Below are 25648 nucleotides of genomic sequence, written 5' to 3'. Positions count from 1 at the left end.
TCGCTGCGGCGCGATGCATTCTCCGTTCGGGTTGTGTCGCCGTCGTCGGTTGGTCGCTGTGCGAGCAGGCTTGTGCGCTCGATTTCTTTGGCTTGTTCGGTTCCGACGATCCACCGCCGGTTAGCGCCACGACGCTATCCTACCGCGTGGAGATCGAAGCCAAGACAACAGATGGGAAGCACGATAGCGATGCCGAGCAGGCATTGCGCGACGCTTCCGGCACTCATCGCCTTCGACAGGAACCTCCGCCGGATGGCGAAGATCTCGTGCGCCGGCTTCAGGCTGATATCAATCCGCTGCTCGATGCCCTTTGGGGGCTTGGTTATTACAACGCTCAGATCGATGTAACGGTGGATGGAGTTCCAGTATCGCTCGATGAGACCGGACTCGCCGCTGCAGCGCGTCGGGCCGACACCTTTCGCAATCGGACGGTCGTTCCCATCAAGGTTGCTGCGCGACTCGGCCCGTTGTTCAAGCTGCGCACCGTCGATGTCGACTACTCGCGCGACCAAGCGCCGCGTGGATTGCCACGCAGCGCCTTTGCGCTGAAACCCGGCGATCCGGCTATCTCGGCCGACCTGCGCGCCGCGCAGGTGAAACTCGTTGACTGGTTCCGCAGCAACGGACATCCGCTCGCAAAGATCACCGACGTCAAGGCCACCGTCGATCACGCGGCCGCCGCGATGGACTTTAGGCTGCGGGTCGAGGCAGGCCCCAGGGCCGGCATCGGCGCCGTGGCGATTTTGGGCGGAGATGTCGACCCGAGGATGGTGGCCACGCATGTCCACCTGAGGGAAGGGGAGCCTTATTCGCCCGAGCGGCTCGCCTTGACGAAAACCTCGATCGCCAAGATCCCGGCCGTCGGAGGAATTCGCATCCGCGAGGCCGACAAGCTCGACGCCAATGGGAATTTACCGGTCTTCATCGATCTGACCGAAAGGCCCAGGCACGCAGCCGGCCTCTCGGCGAAATATTCGACGGTCGATGGTCCAGGCATTGCAGGCTATTATGAGGATCGGAACATATTTGGCGGCGGCGAGCGCCTGCGGCTCGAAGCGGGCGCCTCGCTGTTGCAGCGGATCGATGGCACTTCCTTCAACGGTTTCAGCAATCTCCGTGCTTCGGATTTTGGCGCGCGATTTACCGGAACCTTCATCAAGCCGGGCTTGTTCGGCACGGCCAACGATCTTCTGATCGAGGCCACCGCGTTCCGCGAACGCGTCGGCAACAACGACCTCGGCGGTTACGCCGACGATACGGTGCGCGGCACGTTCGGCGTGATCCATCGCTTTTCCGAGACGGCTTCGTTGCAGGCCGGACTTCAGGTCGAGCAATCGAGATCAGAGGACGTGCTGGGGCGGGTCGATGCGACGTTGATCGGCTTCACCGCAACCGGCCGCTACGACACCACCGACAATCCGCTCGACCCCACGCGCGGTGTGCGCCTCTCGGCGACCGTCAATGCCTATCCGAAGCTGATGGGTTCCACGATCGATCTCTTCGAAGGGCGGGTCGCGGGCTCGGCCTACTATGCGCTGGACGAGCAGGCCGACTACGTGCTGGCAGGCCGGTTGGCCGCGGGCTCGCTTGCGGGTGCGCCGCTCGCCGACATTCCGGACGCTCACCGATTCTTCGCGGGCGGCGGTGGATCCGTACGTGGCTACGGCTTCAACACCATCTCGCCGATGCTGTTCGGTCAGATCACCGGCGGCCGCAGCCTGATCGAAGGCTCCGCCGAAGTGCGGGTAAGGATCACGCCCACCATCGGCCTTGTGCCGTTCTTCGACTTTGGCACCGCGTCGAGCTCATCCCTGCCGGGCTTCAACGACTATGTCGGCTACGGGGCGGGGCTCGGCCTGCGTTACCTCACGCCGGTCGGCCCGATCCGCCTCGATGTGGCAACACCGCTGAATCCCCGCCGCGGCGACAGCCGCTACGCGATCTATGTCAGCATTGGGCAAGCGTTCTGATGCGCATACGGCCGCTCATCATCTGTTCCGCCGTCGCCGCCTTGGGCCTTGTCGGTGTCGCGGTGCTTGGCATCGTTCTCTACGGAATGGCGAGCGAAAGCGGGGAGAACCAGCAGGACGTGCTTGCCAGCCTCATCTCGCGGTCGCTCTCGACGTCGGCGACCGAGGTCCATGTCGGTGCTGTTGATGGAGTCTTGTCCTCAGATGCCACGGTCCGCGACGTCACCATCACCGACAAGGAGGGCGTCTGGCTGGCGCTCGACAAGGCGCGCCTCGTCTGGCGACGGAGCGCACTGCTGCTGGGGCGACTGGAGATCGATCGTCTCGAGATCGGTACGCTTGAGGTCAGGCGAAAGCCGCTGCCGTCCGATCAGCCGGCCGCGCAATCCGATCAGCCGATCCTGCCCGATCTTCCGGTGAAGGTGCAGGTGAAGGCGTTCGACCTGCACGCCCTGACGCTGGGGCAGTCCATTCTGGGCGAGGCTCTGAGCGTCACGGCGACCGGCAATACCGAGTTGGGCTCGCCCGCTGAAGGGCTCGTCTTCAATCTCGATGCCACCCGCAAGGATTTTCCAGGACACTTCAAGGCCGCTCTCGCCTACGTTCCGCAGGGAAATGCACTCACGCTCAACGTCACGCTCGACGAGCCCGCGCACGGGCTCATGTCGAAGCTCGGCCATCTGCCGGGCGAGCCGCCCGTTACGTTCGCGCTGGGCGGCCGGGGCACGCTCGACAACTTTCGTGGTGCCCTGAAGTTGCAGGCCGGCCCCACGATCGACGCGACCGGCACGATCACGCTTGATCGGGAAAGGAGCGGCCGCGTACTCGCAACCCGGCTTTCCAGCCATCTCGGGCCGTTGCTGCCGGCGATTGCCGCGCCGGTCTTCGCTGGAGAAACCAATCTCGAGAGCATGACGCGTATCGGCGACGATGGAAGCATTGCGCTGAATGGGCTGACGCTCACGAGCCATCTTGCGCGGCTCGATGCGAAGGGTCTGCTCGGGGCCGACAAGATGATGGATTTCGCGGCCTCTATCCGCGCCCTGCCAAGCAACGGTGAACTGACCGAAACCGATCAGGGCTCTATCCGCAGCCTCGTCTTCGACGCGCGCGTCAACGGCCCCCTCAAGGCTCCCACGGGTTCGGTCAAGCTCGCGCTGTCGGGTGCTCGTCTGCCGGACGGAGACGTCGAGACGCTCGACGCTTCCGTCACGGCCGCCCCGCGTACTGAGGCCGGCGATCCCGCAACGCGTATCATCCTGGACGCGAACCTGCGCGCCTCCGGCATCGCGCTGCGCGACGCCAGTCTGGCGGCAGCGATCGGCAGCACCGCATCGCTCCTGCTCCACGGCGACACGGATCTAGGCGGCCACGCCAAGATCGAGCGGTTTGAGATCGGCACGTCCACGGTTCAGGCCACTTATACAGGAGATGTCAGCGCCGATCGGTTGCAGGGCCGTGCAACCGGAACGCTGCCTGACCTCGGCCACTTCGCCGACCTTGCCGGGCTGAAGCTCAAGGGCTCTGTGGCGTTCGGTCTCGATCTCGACGCCGACCTCCAGCGCGGCGGCTTTGACGCCAGATTGTCGGGTACCGGTGAGAGGCTTGCGACGGGACTTGCGGCGCTGGATGGGCTCGCGGGGGCGCGTCTCGCACTGGCGGCCGATCTTTCCGCCGACGGCCGCGACGCCTACACGGTCCGTGGAGCTTCGCTCGACGGAGCCCACATTGCGGCTCGGGCTAACGGAACGGTTACCCGCGAGTCGAGCGACCTGTCGGTACATGTGAATCTGCCCGACCTCTCGGCGGCCGATGCTCGCCTCGCGGGTACAGGGACTTTCGACATCGGCCTGACCGGCGGGCTCGCGCATCCCGGCGTTTCGTTCGCGGCTTCGGTGGATCGCGCCACCGCCATGCGGAGCCCCATCCCGAATCTGAAGCTCGCCGTAACGGTCAACGACATCAACGGGCTCTGTGCCATCGATGCCAAGCTCGATGGCTCCATCGAAGGCAAGCCAGCGCGCGGAATCGTTCAGGTGAGCCGCCGATCGCTGGATCGCGACGGTCGTGGAGTTCCCGCTTTTGCAGGATGGGACGCAAAGACCCTCGACATCGAGATCGGCTCCGTTTCGCTGAAGGGCGCAGGTACGGTTGACGCACAGAATGTGGCACGCGGACAAGTTCGCTTTGCCGCGGGGTCGCTCGCCGACCTCTCGCCGCTCGCTCTTGCGGAACTTGGTGGTTCGGCTTCACTCGATGTTGCCGCTTCGGCCGATGCCGGTCAGCAATCCGTCCGTCTCGCGGGCAAGGGCACGAGAATCCGTGCTGCCGGTGCGGTCATCCGCAGCTTCGATCTGCGTGCCGATGGTGCCGATCTCTATAGCCGTCCGGTGCTGAACGCGGATGCCCAGGTCAACGGTGCCACGTTCGGCGGTCAGACCGTCTCGAACATCACGCTGACGTCCAAAGCTAACGCCGATGGGAGCGCGATCGTTTTCTCCGCCAAGGCTGCCGGCTTCGATCTCAATGCCGCAGGCACTTTGGCATCGAGGGATCGGACGCGGTTCGATCTCAACCGCTTCAGCGCACGGCGCAGCGCCAAGGCGATCGCGCTGCAGGGGCCGGCGAGCTTTACGTTCGACGATGGCACGGTGCTGATCGAGCATCTCGCCCTCGGGATTGGAAGTGGCCGTTTCACGGTCGACGGCAAGGCCGGTAAGGCGCTTGACCTCAAGGCCGTGGCAAGCGCGATCCCGCTCGGCGAGGCCGATGTCGCTATGCCGGGTTTGGGTCTCGCCGGGACCCTCAACGCCTCGGCCACGATCGCCGGCTCCGCGAGCGCGCCGGTGGGCCAGTACAAGGTGGCCGTGAAGCAACTCACGGCGCCGCAGACCAGGAGCGCGGGCCTGCCGCCGATCGACGTCGCCGCGGAGGGGTGGCTCGACGGAAGCCGCGCGAGCCTGAACACCACAGTTGCCGCGGGAAAGGCCGGCGCGATCACGACGTCGGGCACAGTGCCGCTCGACGCTGCGGGTCCTATCGCGCTGACCGCGAAGGGCCGTGTCGATGCTGCTGTCGCCAATGCCGCGCTGTCCGCCTCCGGCCGCACGGTGTCCGGCACCGTCGCGCTCGATGCCCGTATCGGCGGCACGCGAGCCAAGCCCCAGATCGGCGGGGTCGCCACCTTGAGCGGAGGTGCCTTCCGCGACAGCCTGCTCGGCACACGCCTCGATAACATCGAGGCGAAAATCGCCGCCGAAGGAGAGCGTATCGTCGTGGAGCGCCTGGCCGCGGTGACGCCCAACGGCGGCACGTTGTCTGGTGCCGGCCAGGTGCGGGTTGCCCCGGATGCAGGCTTCCCAGGTACGGTCTCGATCCGTGGGCAACAGGCGACTCTCGCCGCCAGCGCGCTCGCGACCGCTCAGGCCAATCTCGCTATCGACGTTACAGGCGCCCTGGCACGCGATCCGCGGATCGCCGGTCGCATCGACTTGACCCGTGTCAATGTCGATATTCCGGATCGCCTGCCTTCGACGCTCAAGCCGATCGACGGCATCAACCATGTGAACGCCTCTGGCCAAGCGGCTGCCCGGCTCGCGGCTGTGCGCAAGGTCGAGGCGTTGAAGGGCGACAAGGGGCGCCCGGCGCTCTTCAACGCCGCGCTCGACGTGACGGTCTCGGCGCCGAACCATGTCTTCATCCATGGTCGCGGAGTGACTGCGGAACTCGGCGGCTCCGTTCGCGTGGGCGGTACGACCAACAGTCCGGTGCCGAAGGGCGCCTTCTCGCTCTACCAGGGTCAGTTGGTGGTGCTCGGAAAGACGTTGACCTTCACCAAGGGCAATCTCTCCTTCAACGGAGATCTCGCGCCCGAGCTCGATTTCGCGGCAGAGCTAAAGGCCTCCGATATCACTGCACAGGTCGGAATTTCGGGACCTGCAGCCGCGCCGGTGTTTGCCTTCCACTCGCAACCCGAGTTGCCGCAGGACGAGATCCTGTCGCGTATCCTCTTCCAGAAAGCCTCGGGCAGCCTAACGAGCTCGCAGGCCCTGCAGCTCGCAGGGGCGGCGGCTCAGTTCGCAAGCGGTGGCGAGGGGACCGTGGACCGCATGCGCCGTTCGCTCGGGGTCGACAATCTGGACGTGGGCGCCGGGGCGGGTGGCCCGATGGTCGGCGCGTCGCGCGCGATCGGCGACAGGCTGAGTGTGGGTGTGCGGACGGGTGCGAGCCCCGGCCAGTCAGGAGTGTCGGCCAATGTCGACGTGACGCGCCACATCCGCGTCGAGTCGGATGTCGATGCGAAGGGCTCGACATCCGTCGGGGTCGGCACGCGATTCGAATGGTAAAGCGAGAGCGACTTCTGCGACCGATGCCGCCGGTTCCGTGTCCGATAACGCACTTGGCGCCCGAAGGTACCTAAGACATAGGTGACAACCTCGTGCCGAACGGGTTGTCGAGGGGTTGGAGGGTTTTCTGCCCCAGGTCGAAGTATCCCAGATCATAATGCATGAAGCTGACGAGCCAAATGCCGTCGTCGACTTCCTTGATGCCGAGCCGCTGACCTGCCAGCACAGTTGAGATGTTGATCTTCTTGCGGTGCAGGCAGAGCCGTCCGCAAGCTGTGACGAGCACGTCGCGGTCGTGGAAGGGATAGACCAGATCGGACAGACCGTCGTAGGGGCGCGGCGAGGCTATGTAGAGCTCTGCGGGACACTTCATGTCGAGCGCCTCGTGTGGCCGTTCAACATTGAACCCCCGAACGAAGGCATCGAAGCGCTCCTGCTGTTGCAGGCTGTTGAGGCCGGGCGGCCGGGTTGCTTCCTTCTTGAGGGTGAGGTGTATGCGGCGACGGGTGAGAGTCCCTCCTGCCGTCCTCGCTGCAGCAAGCGTTAGGGCGGTGCATCTTCGTTTCCTCAATTGCATTTTGGGGGGACGGATTCTGGTCTAGAAGGGGGCTACGATCGATGTGACGGCTGGCGGTTGTTCCTTGGGGGCGCCGTGTTTGGTCGCGCGAATGATAGTCGGGGCCGCCTATGCGTTTCTCCTCCGTCCGAGCCGGAATTGCGGACGCCAGTCGGACCTTCCGTGGTCGGCGAAAGCGCTCCCCTCTGACAACGCATCGACGCGGCGCGCTCGCGGCCGTTCTGCTTGGCGTGCTGCTGATCGGCGCTACCATCCCGTCCGGCGCGGAGCCGGCAGGATTGGATGTGCAACTTGCCTTCGACATTCCAGCGCAGGACATCGACCTGGCGCTCAAGGCGTATGCCACAATCACGGGATTGCAGATCCTTTATGAGCCGGCCGTGACCATGGGGCGGCGCTCGATGCCCGTGAACGGGGCCATGACGCCGGAGGCGGCGTTGTCGGTCTTGCTTGCCGGGTCAGGCCTGGTCGGTCGTCGCACGGATGTCGACGCCGTGGTTGTCGTGGCGGGGGCGCCCCCATCCGTCGATGTGGTAGACGCAGTTTTCCTCGGCGCCTTGCAGGCCGGCATTTTGCGTGGGCTTTGCCGCGACGAGCGCACGAGGCCGGGCGCTTATCGTGTTGCCGTCCAGGTCTGGTTGACGCGGAATGGCACGATCCGGCGGACCACTCTTCTCGGCTCGACCGGAGAGGCGCGTCGGGATGCTGCGCTGCTTCGCGCTCTCGATACGGTCGTGGTCGGGCATGTGCCTGCCTATGCGGCGGAAAGGCCTCTGACCATGACGATCAATCCGGGCATGCCCGGAAGCGGCGCGGCGTGTGGCCAGTGACGCAAGAGCCTCCAATGGGCCCTGTGGTTATTCTGTAATAATTCGCTGGTATTGGCTCGCGTCCATGCCCAGACGAGAACCGCAAGCGGGAGCTTCGATGGGGTTGGAGCGTCGTTCTGCGAGTGACAATGGTGCCGACCGAAAATGCGACCTGGGCACTGCTGCGCGATGTGCTGGCGGAACGATATGATGAGTTGAGAAAGCGGTTGAGCCGGTGGCTCGGCTCAGACGAACTGGCGCGCGAGAGCCTGAACGAGACCTGGCTGCGGCTGCACCGCGAGGACAAGCCCGGGCCTGTGCACGACCCTGCCTCTTATGTGCTGCGAACCGCCGCCAACATCGCCACCGATTGGCGGCGCGGAGACAAGCGGCGAGCCAAACGATCCGAGGTTCGGGAGGTGATCGAGCTTGCCTCGTCCGCTCCGGATGCGGAGCGCGAGCTTGGGGCGCGGCAGGAGTTCGAGATGCTGCAGCGGGCCATTCACGAATTGCCGGAACGAACCCGCAAGATCCTGATCTCGGCACGCCTGCACGGGCGTGGACAACAGGAGATCGCCGCCGAATTCGGCATCTCCACCCGGATGGTCCGCCTCGAACTGAGGCGAGCGCTGGACTTTTGCGAAGCCCAAATGCAAAAAAGTCCGGACGATCACTTCCTGTCCGGACCGCCGCAGTCGTCTTGGAAGAAATGACTTGGTAGATAATGACAGGGCAGAATCCCTCGGCGGTGATGACTCGGCAGCAAGGATGACTTGGCTTTCGCCAGGACCGCTCGATCGGCGCTGGGCCACGGACAGGACGGTCGACATCCGGCCAGTCGCGGTGGTCGGGGACGTCTTGTTCGGGCACGGCTTGGCGAGCGCAAGCGGCACGGCCGGCATTGGGCCATGAACATCCAGGACGATGACGACAGGACGCTTCGCGACCAAGCCAAAGACTGGGTCGTGCGGCTCACGACGGGCGGAGCGACGCAGCACGACCTGCAGGCGCTGGCCGAATGGCGCGCCATAAGTCCTGCGCATGAGACCGCCTTCGCGGAGGCGTGCCGGCTCTGGCAGGCATTGGGGACTCCGCTTGCTGTGGCTGCCGGCCAGCCGCAAGCCGATCCGATGCCTGCGCGGCACTGGCGACCGATTGGCCGTCGCGCGTTTCTCGGGGGGACGGCTGCGGCCTCGGTGGCGGCGATTGCCGGCACAGCGGTGCTGCGTCCACCGCTCGGCCTGTGGCCCTCGGTGATGGAGCTTGCCGCCGACTATCACACGGGCATCGGCGAACAGCGGCGGATCGATCTTGCCGACAAGGCATCGATCGAGATGAATACCCGCACCAGCCTCAACATCCGAAACGTCGCCGATGCCGATATCGAGCTATGGGCCGGCGAAGCCGCCGTTACTCTTGGGCCGCAACGCGTGGTTGTGGCTGCGGCCGGCGGGCGAACTGCCGGTAGCGGCGCCGAGTTCGTCATTCGGTGCGACGGCTCGAGCGTACGAATCACCTGCCTGCATGGGCGCGTTTACGTCGCGCATGCGGGGCAGAGCGCCGCGCTGTCGGCACCGGATCAGTTGACGTATGGTCCTGCCGGTCTCGGGCCGCCGCGAGCGGTCGATCCGCAGGCCGCAGCCGGATGGCGCGGCGGCGTACTGGTGTTCGACAATGCGCGCGTGTCCGATGTCGTCGACGAGGTCAACAGATATCGGCATGGGCGGATTGTACTGACCAATACTTCGCTCGGCGCGCGGCGCGTGACGGCGCGGGTCGGATTGTCACGACTGGATGCGATTCTGGGCCAGCTTCGGGATGTCCTTGGAGCCAAGGTGACGCTGCTTGCCGGAGGGTTCGTGCTGCTGAGCTGATCCGCGCAAACGTGGTTCGAATGCGGGGACCAAAAAAAATCGACCTCCGCATTTCCTCTCGCGCCTCGCCCAGACGTCTTCAGGCTATCGACAGCGGTCGGACAATCTTGCCGGCCGCGATCCGCTTGAAGGAAAGACGCATGTCCGCCCGCATCGCATTCCCGCCCGTCGCGTTCCGCGCCGTGAGCCTGTCCCGCTCGATATTGCTTGCCGGCGTCAGCGCGGCGGCTTTGCTGGCCGGAACATCGGTGCCGGCAGGAGCGCGGCCTCTGGGCGGAGCTAACACGAGCGCGACTGGAGTTGCGGCCGCCGCCGCACAGGCGAGTGCGCAGGCTGCCGCTGCGGTGGCGGCGCAGGCGATGAGCCGGGCCAACGCATCAATGCAGGCATTGAGAAATGCGCAGGACGCGGCCCGCGCGGCGGCGCTTTCCGGAGCGAGCAAGCTTGGCCAGCAGCTTCCCGACGTGCCCAACGGGTTGTCGTCCGGCGGCCTCAATCCAACCGGCAATCCCAACGCGATCGTTGATGGACAACCTGCCTGGACCGGCGCCGATCTGCCGACGCAATCCGTATCGGCGAATGGCCGTATCCAAGTGGACATCGTGCAGCGGCAGCAGAAGGCGATCTTGACCTGGGACAAGTTCAATGTCGGGCGGGAGACAGACCTCTATTTCAATCAAGCCGCGGGCGGTGGCGACGCCGCCAATTGGATCGCGCTCAATCGTGTCATCGATCCGAGTGCCATGCCGAGCCAGATCCTCGGCACCATCCGGGCCGAAGGGCAGGTCTACATCATCAATCAGAACGGTATCATCTTCGGCGGTGCCAGCCAGGTGAATGTTGGCGCGCTGGTGGCCTCGTCGTTGTCCTTGTCGAACCAGCAGTTCATGGCCGGCATCAACGCCCAGTTGCTGATCTGGAACGACGTCGCCGCAAGCAGCATCGCAATGCCGCAATTCGGCTATCTCGGCCAGCAGAAGCCTAATCTTTCTGTCGGTGTCAACAACCCCCAACAGATCCCGGCGGTCGCCATCGGCCGTCCACCCGGCGACGTCACGGTGCAGGCCGGTGCCTCGATCGAAACTGCGTCCGGCGGTAAGGCGATGCTGTTCGCGCCGCGGGTCAGCAATGCCGGGCGGGTTGCGGCGCCCGACGGCCAAGTGATCATGGCGGCCGGCGAACAGGTCTATCTGCTCACTGACCAAACCGGCGTTCGCGGCCTCGATGTTGCGGTTTCCGCTCCGATGCCGTGGGCCTTCAACTACGATACGATGGCAATCGCCACTGGGCAGTTGAACTTCCCGGGCAACGCCTTCACGAACGACCTGAAGAACCTGGTTCTGCCCGGAATGGAGCAGCGCGCCGAGACGGTCGGTTACCAGGTGCTCAACACGGGTCTGGTAGAGACGACGCATGGTAACATCACGCTGATGGGCCGCGAAGTCGTCCAGAACGGCGCACTCATCGCCTCCACCGCCCTGAACAACCGCGACGGCTCGATCCGGCTGCGGGCCTGGGGTGAGGGCATGATGTCCTACAGCAGCACGCTCGCAGGCCTCCCGCTGAAATACTGGTCCGCGGGCACCCTGGTGCTGTCGCCGGGCAGCGTCACCACGGTGGTGCCGGATCTGACCGACACTAGCCCGATCGAGGCGACGGCGGCGCAGACACGCTACACGCCCGGCCGCGTCGAACTGCGGGGCAAGCTGATCGATATCGAAACACGGGCGAACGTGATCGTTCCGGCCGGTACCATCAGCATCGTCGCCAGCACCTCCGCTCTGTCAGGGGATACGGTGACCAATCCAGAGCCGACTATTCGCGACGGCAGCCGGATCTATCTCGGCGAGGATGCATTCGTCAGCGTCGCTGGTCTGCTGGACGTTCCGGTGGCGATGGAAAGCAACCTCGTCGCCGTCAACATGCGCATCAACGAATTGCGCGATTCGCCGCTCTACAAGGACTCCTGGCTGAGCGGCGTGACCGTGTATGTGGACAAGCGCAAGAAGGGCACTTTTTCCGACGGCCCAATGGCCGGCGTGAACTGGATCCCCAACTCGCCTGGCGCCTGGGTTGGTACGCCATTGGGCGACGCGAGCGGCTGGATCGGCAACGACCTCACCACGCTCGCCCAGCTAATGACCGGCGGTGGCAAGATCGCCATCAAATCCAGCGGATCGCTGATTACTCGCCTCGGCTCGATGCTCGATGTGTCCGGCGGCTCGATCCGCTATCAGGGCGGCTATGTCAACACCACCAAGCTGATCGGCTCCGATGGCCGCATCTACGACATCAGCCAGGCGACCCCGGACCGGGTCTATGTCGGAATAGCCAGCGGTTTCACCGTGCGGCACTCGGGGAAAATCAACGAAATCTTTGCCAACCCGCTGCTCGGACGCGCCACCTGGGAGGCGGGCTACACGGAAGGCCGCGCTGCGGGTGAGATCAGCATGTTTGCCGGCGAGGGCACGGTGCTCGAGGGCAGCTATTACGGAGGGGTCATTATCGGCGAGCGGCAGGCGGCATCCGGCCAGGTCGCCAAGGCTGGATCGTTGAAGTTCGGCGAAGCCTCCGATGCGGCGCGTACCTGGCTGCTTGGCGACCTGACCTTCACGAAGGATCCAGTATTGCTTCCGGCCGACTTCAACGCGAAGACGCCGCTCGATTCTTCATGGTATTGGGGTACGTCGGGTGTGAGCGGAGCTGCTGACGACGTCACGTCGTTCCGCAAGCGCGGGACCTACATCGACACCGACGTGCTGGGGCAGTCGGGTCTGGGCAAGATCGATCTCTACGTCTCGACCGGCTTCACGCTGGGTGCGGGCGAGAAGTTGGAGCTGGCGCCAGGTTCGACTTTTTCGGTGTTGCCGAATACGGCCGCCCTCTACCCAGCAAATCAGTTCCAGATCGACGGCACCATCCGCAGTGCCGGTGGAACGGTGAAATTGTCAGGAAGGTTCGGCGCCTCATCGGTGATCGACGTCAGCGGTCGGGTGGTCAACGACTTCGCCGGCGAAAGGCGAGGGCAGCCGTTGATCACGGGAGGGAACGTCGCGCTGAATGGCGAATTCGCCGCAGGTGCGACAATCGATGTCTCGGGCGGCGCCTGGCTGACGCAGAACGGCAGCAAGAACATGTTGAAGGTCGGAGACGCCGGCACGGCGACGATCGGGGGCGTGACCTCCGAGGAGCTCGCCGGCCTCGATCTGCGCGGCTATGCGGCGGGCTCAGGGGCCACCCTCGAGCTCAATGTCGACGGCGCTGTGCAGATCGGCGGATCTGCGCCGGCGGATATGTCGATCCTCCATCTCCCGCCGACGCTATTCGGCGAGCGCGGAGTCCGCGTGCTCAGTATCAGTGGCGGTAACGTCATCGTTCCCGATGGCGTCACGGCGTCCCTGGTGCCGGTCAGCGTTGCCGGCGTCAATTTCGATTTCGCGTCCGGCGCGCCGATCACCCGCGATCGGCACGCTTCAGGTGCTCAACCAGCAGGACCGCCTCACCCGCCAGGCGGGCGCCATCAATATCACCTCGAGCGGCGCGGTGACGATCGGCGCCGGAGCGACGCTTGCCGCCGATGTCAAAGGGACCATCGCTATTTCGGCGACCACGCCGGGTAGCGGCAGGCTCAACCTGCTCGGCACGCTGGAGGCGCCGGCCGGCACGATCGCCATCAATACCGCCTTCATCGATCTGGCGCGCTCCGGCCGGATCAACGCGCGAGGTGTTGATGCGACCTACGCCAATCCGGCCACCCGGCAGCGCGCTGGGCAGGTGCTGAACGGCGGGACGGTCAACTTGGCTGGTGTCATGAAACTGGCCGCCGGCTCGGTCATCGACGTGTCCGGTGCACGCGGCACGATCGAGATAGGCAGCCGCCGAGCCTGGACACCCATCGACCTCTACAGCGACGGCGGCTCGATCACGCTCACGAACGGCAGCGCGGGCCCTTCGTTGGTGGATGCGACGCTGATCGGAAGGGCCGGCGGTGCCGGCGCGGCCGGCGGCACCTTGTCGATCGCCGACACGAGCTTGGCGAGCGGACCAAAACAAAACGCGGCTCAGATCGGTAACTTCCTCGGCAACTTCTCTAAGCCGACGAGCTACCCGGCGGTGCAGACGCGCTACGACTACGACCCGGTCACGGGTCAGTATGCGGTCAATCCCACAGGCGAATACATCTTCGTCGGCAACACGTCGACCGGCTTCACCGACATCGACATCTACAACGAGATTCCGGCATCTAAGGGCGCCATCAAGCTCACCACGGCGCTCGTCACCGCGATCAGCAACCTGCTCACGACCGCGCCGGGCACCACGCGCATCGTCAAAGGTCTTGCCGCAGATGCTCCGGCCGAAGCGGCGGTTCTTCCGTCCACGGTCAATGCCGGCATCACGCCGGACATCGCCTACCTGCTCGACAAGTACTTCTATGCAGCGCCTTCGCGGACGGGGACCAGCCCGAATTTCGTCTACAAAGTAGGCGCCAAGATCAATGTCGACAATCTGACGCCCGTCGGGATGACGATCGGTGAAGCGTCGATCACGAGTGGAGGATTTTCGGCCGTCAACATCAACGCCCCGAACGTTCTGAAACTCGCCGACGGCCTCAATCTGCAACTGCCGGCCAGCCGCCTCAGCATCTCAACGCCAAGGATCGCCGCGCCCGTGACCGGCGCCAACGCCGAGATTCGTGCTGCCTATCTGGCAATCTCCGGCTTCAACACCACCATGCCGGCCAATGGCACGCCGACATCAGGATCTCTGACGCTTGGCGCATCCCTGATCGACATTGCCTATGCGGTCACACGGGGCTACGGGCAGACCACGCTGGTGGCCGACAACATACGTTTCATCACCCCGTCGGTGGGCAGTACGCAGCTCAACGCCGACGGCACGCTGGTGCTGAACGCGGCGCAGATCTATCCGGACAACCTGACGGTCGCGACGGTCACGGCAGGAAGCCGGATCATTGTCGGGCAGAACGGTGTCGCTACCCCGCCCTTGTCGGCGGCTGGGTCTTTGACCCTGACCGCGCCGCAGATCGATATCAATGGTACGCTGCGGGCGCCGTTCGGCGCCATCCGGCTGGCCGGCAGCGCCATCACGCTCGGCGAGCATGCGGAGCTGTCGGTCTCCGGCGATGGTCTCCTGCTGCCGCACGGCAATCTCTACAACAAGGACTTCTGGGCGCTGCCGGGCAATTCCAACGTGACGGCGCCGCCTGAAAAGAAGATCACCCTGGACGCGCCGAGCGTGATCCTGCAGGCCGGATCGAAGATCGACATCGCCGGCGGTGGAGACCTCTATGCGGCGGAATTCGTTCCAGGCCCCGGCGGCTCGCGCGACATTCTTGCGATGCCGGGCATGTATGCCGTCATGCCGACCTCATCCTCGGTGATCGCGCCAAGCGGCAGCACGCCTGCGACCAGCACGCGCATCTGGCTGGAGGGCGGCAACGGGTTCGCGGCCGGCTGGTACACACTGCTGCCGGCGCACTATGCTCTGCTGCCCGGCGCCTATGCGGTGCAGGTCGTCGCCGGCAGCGAGGGCAACGCGGTCCGGAGCACGGTCACGCTCAACGACGGCACGCTGCTGATGGCCGGCCGTACCGGCGATCTCCTCACGGGCGTCGAGCGCCAGATGGCGGCGACCTGGCGCGTGATGTCGGGCGATGTGGTGCGCGCGTACTCCGAATATAACGAGGCCACCGCCAACGCGTTCTACGCGTCGGACGCCTTCAAGCTCGCGCAGTACCGGGCGACCGGCATCGAGCCGGTGACCCCGCGGCTGCCGCAGGACGGCGGCGCGCTGGTGCTGAAGGCGACGGAAAAGCTGATCCTTCAGGGGCTGGTGCAGTCGCAGGGCGCCGCCGGGGGCCGCGGCGGGCTGGTCGACGTCGCTGCGGCCAAGATCGCCATCGTCGGGCGTGGCCAGGTCAGGAGTGCCGTACCGGCCGGCTATCTGGTGCTGGATGTCGATCAGCTCAACGGCTTGCAGGCGGGCAGCCTGCTGATCGGCGGCACGCGCAGCGGTACCGTCCAGGGCCTCGGCGTGACGGTCACGGCCGGCAGCATCATCGTCGACAATGGCGCGGTGACGGGTCCCGGCGGCACGATCGCGGCCAGCGCCCTCACCGGCTCGGAAATCATCCTGGCCGCCACCGGCAACATCGACATCGCTGCCGGCAGCATCATCGTCGCGGATCGCGAAACCGTTGGCGGCGCCGGCAACCTGATCATGACCCAGGCCGAGACCGCCAAGGACTATGGCGCCCTGGTGCGGGTGTCCAATGGCGATGTCGTCCAGGTGGTCCGCACCAATGTCGACCCGACAGCGACCCGCGGCCTCGTGAGCATCGGCATCGGCGCGCGCCTCGACGGCGGCAAGTCGCTGCTGATCGATTCGACAGGCGATACCGTCGTCGCAGCGTCCGCGGTGCTGTCCGGCGCCGACATCACACTTGGCGCGAGCCGGATCGGATTGGGCGGCGGGAGCGGCGGCATGGTGTTCACCGAGGCGGCCATCGCCCGTTTTGCGCAGGCCCGCAATCTGACGCTGAAGAGTTATTCGACGATCGACATCTTCGGCAGCATCAATGTCGGCGCGACCGGCCTGAAGTCGCTGACTCTCGACGCTGCTGCGCTAGCAGGCCGCGCCAGCGGCGCGACCACGTTGATCGGCGACACGATCGTGCTGCGCAACAGCGGCGCCAGCTTCAACGAACCCGCGGTGCCGGCTCAGGCGAGTTTGTCGATCGTGACCGATACGCTGGTGCTTGGGGTGGGGGCGAAGTCGTTGCGCGGGTTTGCGTCGGCGAGCCTGGCCGCCACCGGCCGGATCATCGGTGAGGGCAGCGGCAGCCTCGATGCGAACACTGCGAACCTTTCTTTGATCACACCGCTGGTCACTGGCCACAACGGCACCAATCAGTCCGTCACCACGACAGGAGCTTTGGTCATGGCGTCCAGCGGGGTGTCCCCGGCGGCGCGCGATGGCGACAGCCTCGGCTCGCGCTGGTCGTTCACCGGCCGGTCGGTTGATGTCGGCACCCGCATCGATGCGCGTGGCGGCACGGTCGCGATCACGGCCATCGGCGGCGACGTCGTGCTTGGCGCGGGCGCGCGGGTCGACGTCAGCGGTCTGGCCAAGAACTTCTTCGACGTTACCGAATACGCCGATGCCGGCACGATCACGCTCACGTCGGTCGCCGCTGGGGTGGACGCGCTCGGTCGGCCGATCGGCGGCAACGTGGCGGCTCTGGCGGGAACGGTTCTCGATCTATCCGCCGCGGCCGGCGGTGGTGATGCCGGCACGCTGTCGGTGGTGGCGTCGGGGGGCGGCGGGGTGGCGCTTGGCGGAGCCATCGATGCCCACGCTGCAAGCGGCAAAGGTGGCTCGTTCGCGCTCGATATCGCTGCGCTCGGCGACTTTGGTGGCTTCAGCCAGCGCCTGGAGAACGCCGGCTTCAGCGGTGCGCGCGATTTCAGGATCCGCGCGGGCGATGTCAGGATCGACGGCTCGACGGTGGTAGACGACTTCTCGCTCACCGCCGATGCCGGCCGGGTCACCATCACCGGCGCGATATTCTCCCGCAAACCCTATGGCGGCAGCGTCACCATCATCGGCGGCAATGGCGTCACCATGGAGGCAGGTGCGAGCCTCGCCGCGATGTCATCCACCGACCTCGGTGGCGGCCGCGTGACCATCGACGCCGGACAAGGCCGGCTCGATGTGCGGGGCGGCGCCATCGACGTCTCCGGTGGGGAAGGCGGACGTGTCCACTTCCGCGCGCGCCAAGTTGCGGGACCTGACTATGTCGCGGTCGATCACCTCGCCGCCAGCATCGCGGTCGCTAGCGCGGCAGTGCTCGAGGGCGTTAAAGTCTATACGGCCAGCGCGACCAGCGCGGTCCAGACAGCGGCGGAGAGCGACGCCGACGCGTTCATAGCTCAGAGCGGCGCGATCGCCAGCCGCCTCCGCGCGCCCGGCATTGCCGTCGCTGCGGGAATCGAGATCCGCAGCGCCGGCGACCTCACGGTCGACCAAGACTGGAATCTGGCGAACCGCGGCAATCATCTGGGCACGCTGACCTTGCGGGCGGCGGGCAACCTGATCGTCAAAGGCAACATCAGCGACGGCTTCTCCAGCGCCGATAGCAGCGGCACCCTGCTGGCACAGGACTCCTGGAACCTGCGCCTGGTTGCGGGCAGCGATCTCGCCGCGGCCGATCCGCTGGCGCTCACGCCCTTGGCCGGGCTCGCGGCGGGCGCCGGTTCGATCATCGTCGGCGACAGTGGCACCGGCAAGCTGGTGCGCACCGGCACCGGCGATCTCGACATCCGCGCCGGCCGCGACCTGAAGCTCGCGCACTACGAGTCGGTCGCCTACACCGCCGGCCGCAGGGACACCACGGTGTTTGCCGACTTCTCCACCGCGGATGCCGCGGCGACCTATGGCATTCTTGGCGGCGACCTGCGCATCGCCGCGCAGGGCGGCATCAGTTCGGCCCTGCCGGTCGACCGTGCCAACAACATGCAGCTCTACACCGAGTGGCTGAAACGTCAGGGCACCGTCGACACGTCGCAGATATTCACGTCCAAACAGAGTTCCTGGTGGGTGGATTACCACGCATTCAAGCAGGGCGTGGGCGCGCTCGGCGGTGGCAATGTCAGCGTGAGCGCCGGCGGCGATCTCGACAATCTCCTGGTGGCGTTGCCGACCAACGGACGCGTCCGCGGCGGCCGCACCGCGGCGGAAGCGAAGACGCTGGAGCTGCGTAACGGCGGCTCGATGACCGTCGACGCCGGCGGCGCGGTGCGAGCGGGGTTCTACTACATCGGCCGGGGTGAGGGCACGATCGATGCAGGCGAATTTGCCATCGGTCGTCAGGTCACCACGACGAGCGGCGCAATTGTCACGACGTATCAAATCGCGCCGGTGCTGTCGCTGGGGGACGCCGCGCTCAGTGTCAAGACGGCCGGTGACCTGCGTCTGCAGACCGTGCTCGATCCGCTGATGGTCGGACCAGCCACGTCCAACCTTCGCCTTGAGCCTGCATACATGTCCGGCCAGACCGAACGCACAGCGCTCGACCTCACATCGACCGGCGGCGACGTCATTCTCGTCGGTCAAGGCAAATATATCTCGAAGGATCTCACCGCCACTGGAACCACCTGGCCTTTTGTGCAGGAAACGATCTATTCGGCCAACATCTATCCGTCGCGGCTGCGGATCTCGTCACTGAGCGGCAGTGTATCTAACCTCGGCGAGATCTATACCATTCCGAGCAGCGAGCCTGAGGTGCGCATTCTCGCTGAACGTAACGTCGCGTTGGGTTCGATCTTCATGTCGCGCGCGACCTTCGAGATGTTCCCTTCGCAGTTCGTGCCGGTCGGTGGCAACGGCGAATACATCTACACCATGCCCTTCAGCCAGCTCTTCTTCAACAGCATCGCCAAATTGGGCAACGCGAACGCCTACGATCTGTATATCGCCAGATTCCGCAATCCGCTGCACCTTCCGAACGAGAACGACTTCGAGCCGAGCCGGATCTATGCCCGCTCGGGTTCGATCATCGGCCCGGTCGCCACCACGACGTTCCGAAGCACGACGATGCGGGCCAACGAGCAGACCTGGCTACGGGCAGGCAAGGACATCCGCAATGTCACGCTGGACCTGCGCAACCTTCACCGCACCGACACGACATGGCTGGAGGCCGGCAACGACATCATCAACGCCGACCTCTCGGTGGAGGGGCCCGGCTCAGTGCTGCTGACCGCCGGACGCGACGTCTACAACCCGCGAACGGTGAGCATCGGCAATCGCCAATTCGACGGCAACAATCGCCCGATCGTGGGGACGGACATCCTCGGCCTTCCTGCCGAGGGGGCGTCCATCGACGTGATAGCCGGGCTGAACGGGAAGTCTCCGGACTATGCGGCGTTCATCGCGACCTATCTCGATCCGGCGAAGGCCGCTGCGATGCCGGCCTATCTCACCACGGTCATCGACGGGCAGACCGTGCCGCTGTACCTGACGGATGCTTACGACGCCAAGCGCGACGGCAAGCAGATCCGGTTCGGCCTGGTTTCTTTTGTCGCAAGCGTCACCGGTCGGACATGGTCGCCGGCCGAGGCATGGGCAGTGTTCCAGACCTTGCCGGCGCTCACGCAGCAGCGCTTCGTCCGGCAGGTCTACATGCAGGAGCTGCGCGAGGCGGGCCGTGACCAGAACGGCGGATTGCTGACTGGTGGGTACAATCGCGGCTATGCGGCCATCGCCAGCTTGTTCCCAGGCAACGATTGGAAGGGGAGCGTGATCAGCCCGTCGGTCTATTTCCGCACCATGGCGGGTGGCGATATCACCGTCATGGCTCCCGGCGGTGGCTTCCAATTGGCTTCGCTGCAGACAACGGTTAAGGAGGGTGACGGCGTGGTCACGCTCGGTTACGGCAATATCAACATATTCGCGCGTGACAGCGTGACCGTGAACCGCTCGCGCATCCTCACCTTCGCAGGTGGCGACGAGACGATCTGGTCGACGCTCGGCGATATCGACGCTGGCCGCGGCGCCAAGACCACCCGGGTGACGTCGGCGCCGGACGTCATCACCGACGTCAACGCGGTGACCCGCATCCTCGAGAGGGCGGACATGAGCGGATCGGGCATCGGTACCGTCGATGCCTTCACCGGTGTCGAGCCCGGCGAAGTCGACCTGATCGCGCCGGTCGGCACCGTGAACTTCGGAGACGCCGGCGTTCGCGTGTCGGGCAACTTCAACGTCGCCGCGCGGTTCGTCGTCAACATCGACAATCTCGCCGTGAAGGGAGAGGTGAAGGGGGTTCCAAAGGACGACGTCAAGGTCGCGCCACTGACCCTCGATACAAAGGACAAGGCGGCAGCGGACGCGGGCAAGGATGCGACCCAGCAAACGTCATCGGATCGGCCTTCGGTGATCATTGTTGAGTTTCTCGGCTTCGGCGGCGGTGACGGCGAGCCACGGCAGGACGACGACAACAAGTCGCGTCGGGCGCCCGAACGCAGCGGTCAGTCGCCGGCTTACGATCCTGGAAACCCGGTTCAATTCGTCGGCATCGGGAAGCTCACTGCAGAGCAGGCGCAAAAGCTGACGCCGAATGAGCGGCGCGCGCTCGAGGCGCAGTAGCTGCAGGAGCGGGCAAGTGCGCGGGGCTTGCCTTGCCGCAGTGCATGTCAGCGATGGCATCGCTCCCGGTGCGAACCTTAAATCGCGTGTTGCATCAGGGCGCCACAATCTTGACCGGCGTCGGCGCGCCTTTCTTGTCGCCGTCGAACAGGATCAAGACGCGCAGCTTCGAGCCGTTTTTTTCCAGAGGTAGCAGAGCCTCTGGCTTTCGAGCAGGATCAAAGGGCAGTTCAGACAGGAGCTTGACGTTTTCGCCCTGGCCGTCCCAGGAATAGACGGCGTAGTTGCCCGGACCGTCCGCAGCCGGCCCCGCAAGGATCAGGATCACCTCGCCAAAGCCGGCAAGGTCGCGGACACCGCGTCCCTCGCCAAGGGGAAGACGGAAAAGCCGGTGAGCGGTCCCGCTCCCCCCGAACAGCGCGTCGACGTCAACAGCCACCACAACGGCGCGATTGCCCTCCAGCACGGGCCCGCGGAGCCCCGCAAACAGGCGATCGTCCTTGATCGCAATCCCCTCAATCGTCAGGCCATTGTCATCGAGCCGCTGATCCACAAAGCGCACCAGGTCCCGGTCTGACGCGATAATCTCCCTAAGCTTGGCCGAGCGCTCGATGTCGGTCGCTCCATTTTCGTCGTCGGCTGGACGAAAGCGGATGACCTGGCTGCTGGCGAAGATGCGCGCCCTGATTTCTTCGGCATCCTCTTTGGGATCGAGCTCGCGGCGCTTGTCGCGGGGATGGCCGTGCGAGCCAATCACGTAGTAACGGCCTTTGGCAAAGGCTATGCCTTCGCCGTCGAGCTCAAGGGGCTTTCCCTTGAACGTGTTGTCGATCAGCTTCACCGGATCTCGCGCGACGAGTTCGCCGTCCTTGACCTTCAGAAACTGGGCGTCTTGCCGATTATCGTCGATCACAAGGCAGGAGCGGGGAAGATCACCGGCAGTCGTGCAGGCAATGCCGCTGACGTCCTCGGATTTCTTCACCTTTTTTCCGTCCTGCTTGCCCAGAAGCTTGTGTTTGACCGGCCAGCTCTCCTGCTCCCTCGCCGCGGACGACGCCGCACCGAATACCGAGGCAACAAGGGTTGCCGCCATCAAGGACACCGCGATCAAAGAACGCGTCACTGGCAATCCTCAGGTCGAAAAAAAGTATGGCTGTAAATGCTATCTAGTGCTGCTCATACAACGATGTGGCGCCCTACCCAGAAAATCGGGTCGGCCCCTTCATGCAGCCGGGGCACTGCGCGCGCCGGCGAGGACGAGAGTGTCCAGGTAAATCTTAATACCCAATGCTAGCACTCTTCTGGCTGGCCTTTAAGCATTTTAATCGCTAGGGTAGTGATGCAGTTTGCCGCACGCTAGGCATGCATGGCCGCAGAACCATTTAGCCCCAGAGTGACTGCTCCTCGCCAAAAGCGATGGCGGTGAGGATCTGCCGCATCGTGGCTAAGCTCAGAAAGATGCGCCCGCGAAAAGAAGGGCCTGCAGAAACAGAAAAGCCTGCAGAGCAAGGGACGTTCGCTTCCGATGAGGAGTTCAGGCTGATCGAGGAGATGCTTTACGCCAAGCCGTTTATTGAGGTCGCGCCAACTCCGATACCGGTGCAGGACCTGCCTGGTCCAGTCATAAAGCTATCGTCGGCAGTTGATACCGTGGTGCGTAACGATGATCGTCAAGTTTCAGCGCGGGGGGAAAGAGTATGGCCAATCCAAGCCAATTCAACTTGACGCCGGAAAAGATCAGCAACTGGCTGCAAAACCTCAACAGCTTCGACCCGGATCTTGCCAGATCGATCAATGCCCGCACAGCTGCGATGCAGCCGGCCGCGCGCCGCGCGGTCGGATTGGAGGCGGCCGTCGCCGAAGCTGCGCCGCCGCTTGATGTGCCGATCGCGATCGAAACGATGGTGCGGCCGGGCCGGCCGGTGCTGCCGATCAAGGGAGACGCAGCTGCACGTACGCCAGCTTTCATTGAGCCTCCGGATGGGGAGATGATGGTGCAGCGGCTCTTGGCTGCGGCCGGCACGATCAACCCGGTCATTCCCCTCGTTGGCCGCATCGATGTCGCCAATTTCCCACGAAATGCGAGTTTCATCGGCACCGGTTGGCTGATCGAGCCCGATATCGTCGTGACCAACAGCCATGTGGCCGAATTGATCGGGCGCCGCGACGGTCGCCGTTTCACCTTCCTGCCTGGTCGGTTTGGAGATCCGATCGTCACCAGCGTGAACTGGAAGCACGAGATGGACAGCGACTTGAGCATCGCCAGTCCGGTCGAGAGCATCATCTTCATCGAGTCGCGACAGGTTGCCGACATCGCTTTCCTGAAGATTGGTCGCCGCAGCGATGGCGCACGGCAGGACCGCATCCTGCTCGCCGAGACCGATGTCGCCGCGGGCACCTCGGTGGCCGTCATCGGCTATCCGGCACGCGCAGGGGAAGATGTCATCCCCGATCAGGCCTGGATGGAGCGTGTGTTCGGCGGCCGCTACGACGTCAAGCGCGCCGCGCCAGGTGTCGTGATGCCGAATTCCCGCGGCTGGGCGACCCATGATTGCACCACGCTCGGCGGAAATTCGGGGTCGGCGGTCATCGACCTCGCGACCGGCAAAGCCGTCGCACTGCATTTCGCCGGCGCCTATGTCCTCGAGAATTATGCAGTGCCAGCCTCCACCATCCGCAACTATCTGAAACGACGACCGTGGGAGACGCCCGAGACGATGGTTACCGACCGTGGCGGCAGCGGTCAGGCAAGCTCCGGCGTGACGCAGACGACGGCACCGCTCCCTGCGACCATAGCAGCCACGGCGCAAGCCGCCTCCGTCTCGATCACACTTCCCCTCACGATCACCCTCGCGATCGGCACCCCGGTCGCCGGGGGTGGGAACACGCCGGCAATCGAGACTGCTCCGATTGAGGATGCGGTGCGCCGCCTTGCGGCTGACTTTCGTGGCGACGGCATCCTCGCCGTCCGCTCTGGCCTGGTCATCAGCAACGGCGAGTTCACCGAAACGCCGTGCGTCAATGTTGTCACCCATCCCGACAAGATCGGCGCGGTGCGCGCTCGCGTTCCCGCGGCCTATCTCGGCCATCCCGTCGATGTCCGTACGGCCGGCGTCGTCGATATGCTTGGCACGGACCTCGTCGGCGAGGCCGCGGTCACCTCGATCGCCTATAACGACGATGACCGAACCGGGGCCAACTTCAGTTTCGGCCAGGTCAATGAAGAGATGGAGCTGACCTGCTGTGTCGGGCCCGAACGCAGCTGGTCGGTGCTGTCTGACTACATCGTCAACGCCAAGGGTCGCATGGTGTCTTCGATGTACGAATTTCACGCCGAGCACATCGCAGACGCCATTGAAAAGCGGCTTGAGGATGGCGTCGAGATGGATCTGGTGATCGACAACGCCACGCGCGTCACCAGAGCGGGTGTCAAGGACGGCGACTTCAACCGCAAGACCGTGTTCCGGAAGTGGGCGAGGGATTTCAGTTTTGACCGCATATACGCCCCCGAGGGAGCGAATGGCCTGATCGCTGACTCCTACCACATTAAGGTGACCGTGGACGACGATGATCGGCTCTGGCTCTCGAGCGGCAACTGGAAAAATTCGAGCCAACCCGATATCGCGGTGGACGACCTCGACAATCTACAGGCCATCAGAGCAAAAAAGGGAAACCGTGAATGGCACGTGGTCATCAAGAATAAGACGCTTGCCAACCGCTACCGTAACCACATCCTCGCCGATCTGGAATTTGCCAAGGAGAACGGTGGAAGCGAGGAGGCGGTGGTCGAGGACGTGTTCATCGACGTTCCGACAGCGATTGAGGAATCCGTCGCGCTCGAACTGGAAGCGCGCGCGGCAACGCGCATCTTCGATCCGATCACAATCAAGCGCCGCGTCAAGGTCAAGCCGCTGCTGACGCCCGACAAGAGGGGCAAGGTCTATACCGACGCCGTGCTGGACCTCATCGAATCCGCGGATGATCAGCTGTTGTTCCAGATTCCCTACATTAACTCCTTCAAGAGCAGCGCTGCAGGCAACCTCGAAAAACTGGTGAAGGCACTCATCAGAAAGTCGAAGGAGATCGACGACGTGCGGGTCATCCTGCGCTCGGACCACGGCAGCTGGATCCCCTGCGCTGAGGATCTAAAGAAGCGCGGGCTCAACCTGAACAAGTGCCTTCGGCACCTTCCAAGCACTCACACCAAGGGCATGATCGTCGACGGCCAGCGCTGCCTGGTGGGGAGCCACAACTGGAGCGGCAACGGGGTTACCCTGAACCGCGACGCAAGCCTGCTGTTCGATGACACCGACGTCGCACAGTATTATGGCGATGTGTTCGAACTGGACTGGGAGCGTGCATCTCGGCCTCTCATTCCGGAATCAGCGATCAGCGAAGCGCCACGGATTGCCGATCCCGAAAGCGCGGTCCCACAAGGCTTCCGCCGCATCACGCTGGAGGAGTTCCTTGAAGGCTGAGTGCGGGCGCAAACCGTTGATGAGGTCTGCTTTACGATCCGCATAAGTCATTCTCAGGCCGAGTTGCGCTAGCAGATGACGCATCGCTCGCGGGCGAAGGCGCTGTACCATGTCCTAGGAGCCCGTCCAGATAGCTTTCTGGTTGGCGCATTTCGACACGAAATCCCGCTCATGGGGGCCTTGCGAGGTTAGCGAGCTTCACGAGGTTGTGGGCGGTGCAGATTATCGCCCATTCGGCACGCACGTTTGCCAGGCCCCGCAACAGGAACTGGCGGAAGCCGCGCGCCTGCTTGATCTGTCCGAACACCGCCTCCACGATCTGCTTTCTTAGCCGGTAGGGGGTGTCGAAGCCGCCATCGGCAATCTTTTTTCTCATCGCCTGTGTCAGCGGTCCGCCGACCTTGCCGTTGTCGGCGGTGGGGCGCTTG

11 protein-coding genes and 1 pseudogene are annotated in these 25648 nt (G+C 64.5%); 9 read left to right on the top strand and 3 right to left on the bottom strand.

The features are described from left to right. Positions 1-92 precede the first annotated feature (92 nt). Together K288_RS0130430 and K288_RS0130425 are read left to right on the top strand one after the other, a co-directional pair. Entirely contained in the window at positions 93-1970 is a 1878-nt protein-coding gene (locus tag K288_RS0130430; protein ID WP_244443311.1) for a BamA/TamA family outer membrane protein, read from the top strand. Beyond that, positions 1970-6316 carry a translocation/assembly module TamB domain-containing protein gene (locus tag K288_RS0130425; protein WP_027582952.1) on the top strand — a complete coding sequence of 1449 codons (4347 nt, stop codon included), beginning with the start codon at positions 1970-1972 and terminating at the stop codon, positions 6314-6316. Before K288_RS0130430 ends, K288_RS0130425 begins: the two co-directional genes overlap by 1 nt. Before the next feature lie 70 nt (positions 6317-6386). On the opposite strand, the pseudogene K288_RS47010 reads toward K288_RS0130425, so the two are convergent. Further along, positions 6387-6815, bottom strand: a pseudogene (locus tag K288_RS47010) (integrase core domain-containing protein); the annotation flags it as partial. Between the two features lie 308 nt (positions 6816-7123). Between K288_RS47010 and K288_RS47005 the strand changes: the two are divergent. The 5 genes from K288_RS47005 (at position 7124) to K288_RS0130390 (ending at position 20742) form a co-directional block, all read left to right on the top strand. Further along, entirely contained in the window at positions 7124-7723 is a 600-nt protein-coding gene (locus K288_RS47005; protein ID WP_152535752.1) for a TonB C-terminal domain-containing protein, read from the top strand. Positions 7724-7851: 128 nt separating this feature from the next. Further along, positions 7852-8415 carry a sigma-70 family RNA polymerase sigma factor gene (locus tag K288_RS47000; protein WP_051334822.1) on the top strand — a complete coding sequence of 188 codons (564 nt, stop codon included), beginning with the start codon at positions 7852-7854 and terminating at the stop codon, positions 8413-8415. A gap of 195 nt (positions 8416-8610) precedes the next feature. Further along, positions 8611-9576, top strand: a complete 966-nt coding sequence (locus K288_RS0130405; protein WP_027582950.1) for a DUF4880 domain-containing protein — start codon at positions 8611-8613, stop codon at positions 9574-9576. Positions 9577-9716: 140 nt separating this feature from the next. Beyond that, entirely contained in the window at positions 9717-13196 is a 3480-nt protein-coding gene (locus tag K288_RS55685) for a filamentous hemagglutinin N-terminal domain-containing protein (protein ID WP_160169024.1), read from the top strand. A gap of 190 nt (positions 13197-13386) precedes the next feature. Next, a complete protein-coding gene (locus tag K288_RS0130390) occupies positions 13387-20742 on the top strand; it encodes a filamentous hemagglutinin family protein (protein WP_343208846.1) in 7356 nt (2451 codons plus the stop codon). Between the two features lie 94 nt (positions 20743-20836). Here the strand turns inward: K288_RS0130390 and K288_RS0130385 are convergent, their stop codons facing one another. Further along, a complete protein-coding gene (locus tag K288_RS0130385; protein WP_160169023.1) occupies positions 20837-21583 on the bottom strand; it encodes a DUF3616 domain-containing protein in 747 nt (248 codons plus the stop codon). Positions 21584-22182: 599 nt separating this feature from the next. On the opposite strand from K288_RS0130385, the gene K288_RS52765 reads away from it, so the two are divergent. Both K288_RS52765 and K288_RS0130380 read left to right on the top strand, forming a co-directional pair. Continuing rightward, on the top strand, positions 22183-22467 hold the full coding sequence (locus K288_RS52765) for a hypothetical protein (protein WP_152535750.1): 285 nt from the start codon (positions 22183-22185) through the stop codon (positions 22465-22467). After that, entirely contained in the window at positions 22440-25220 is a 2781-nt protein-coding gene (locus K288_RS0130380; RefSeq protein ID WP_027582945.1) for a phospholipase D-like domain-containing protein, read from the top strand. Before K288_RS52765 ends, K288_RS0130380 begins: the two co-directional genes overlap by 28 nt. Positions 25221-25389: 169 nt before the next feature. Here K288_RS0130380 and K288_RS54950 read toward each other — a convergent pair. Then, a partial coding sequence (locus K288_RS54950) for a transposase (RefSeq protein ID WP_027583457.1) occupies positions 25390-25648 on the bottom strand: 259 nt, incomplete at its 5' end.

This window comes from Bradyrhizobium sp. Ai1a-2, assembly GCF_000426245.1.
Classification (GTDB): Bacteria; Pseudomonadota; Alphaproteobacteria; order Rhizobiales; family Xanthobacteraceae; genus Bradyrhizobium.
This window is presented reverse-complemented; position numbering and strand designations above follow the sequence as displayed.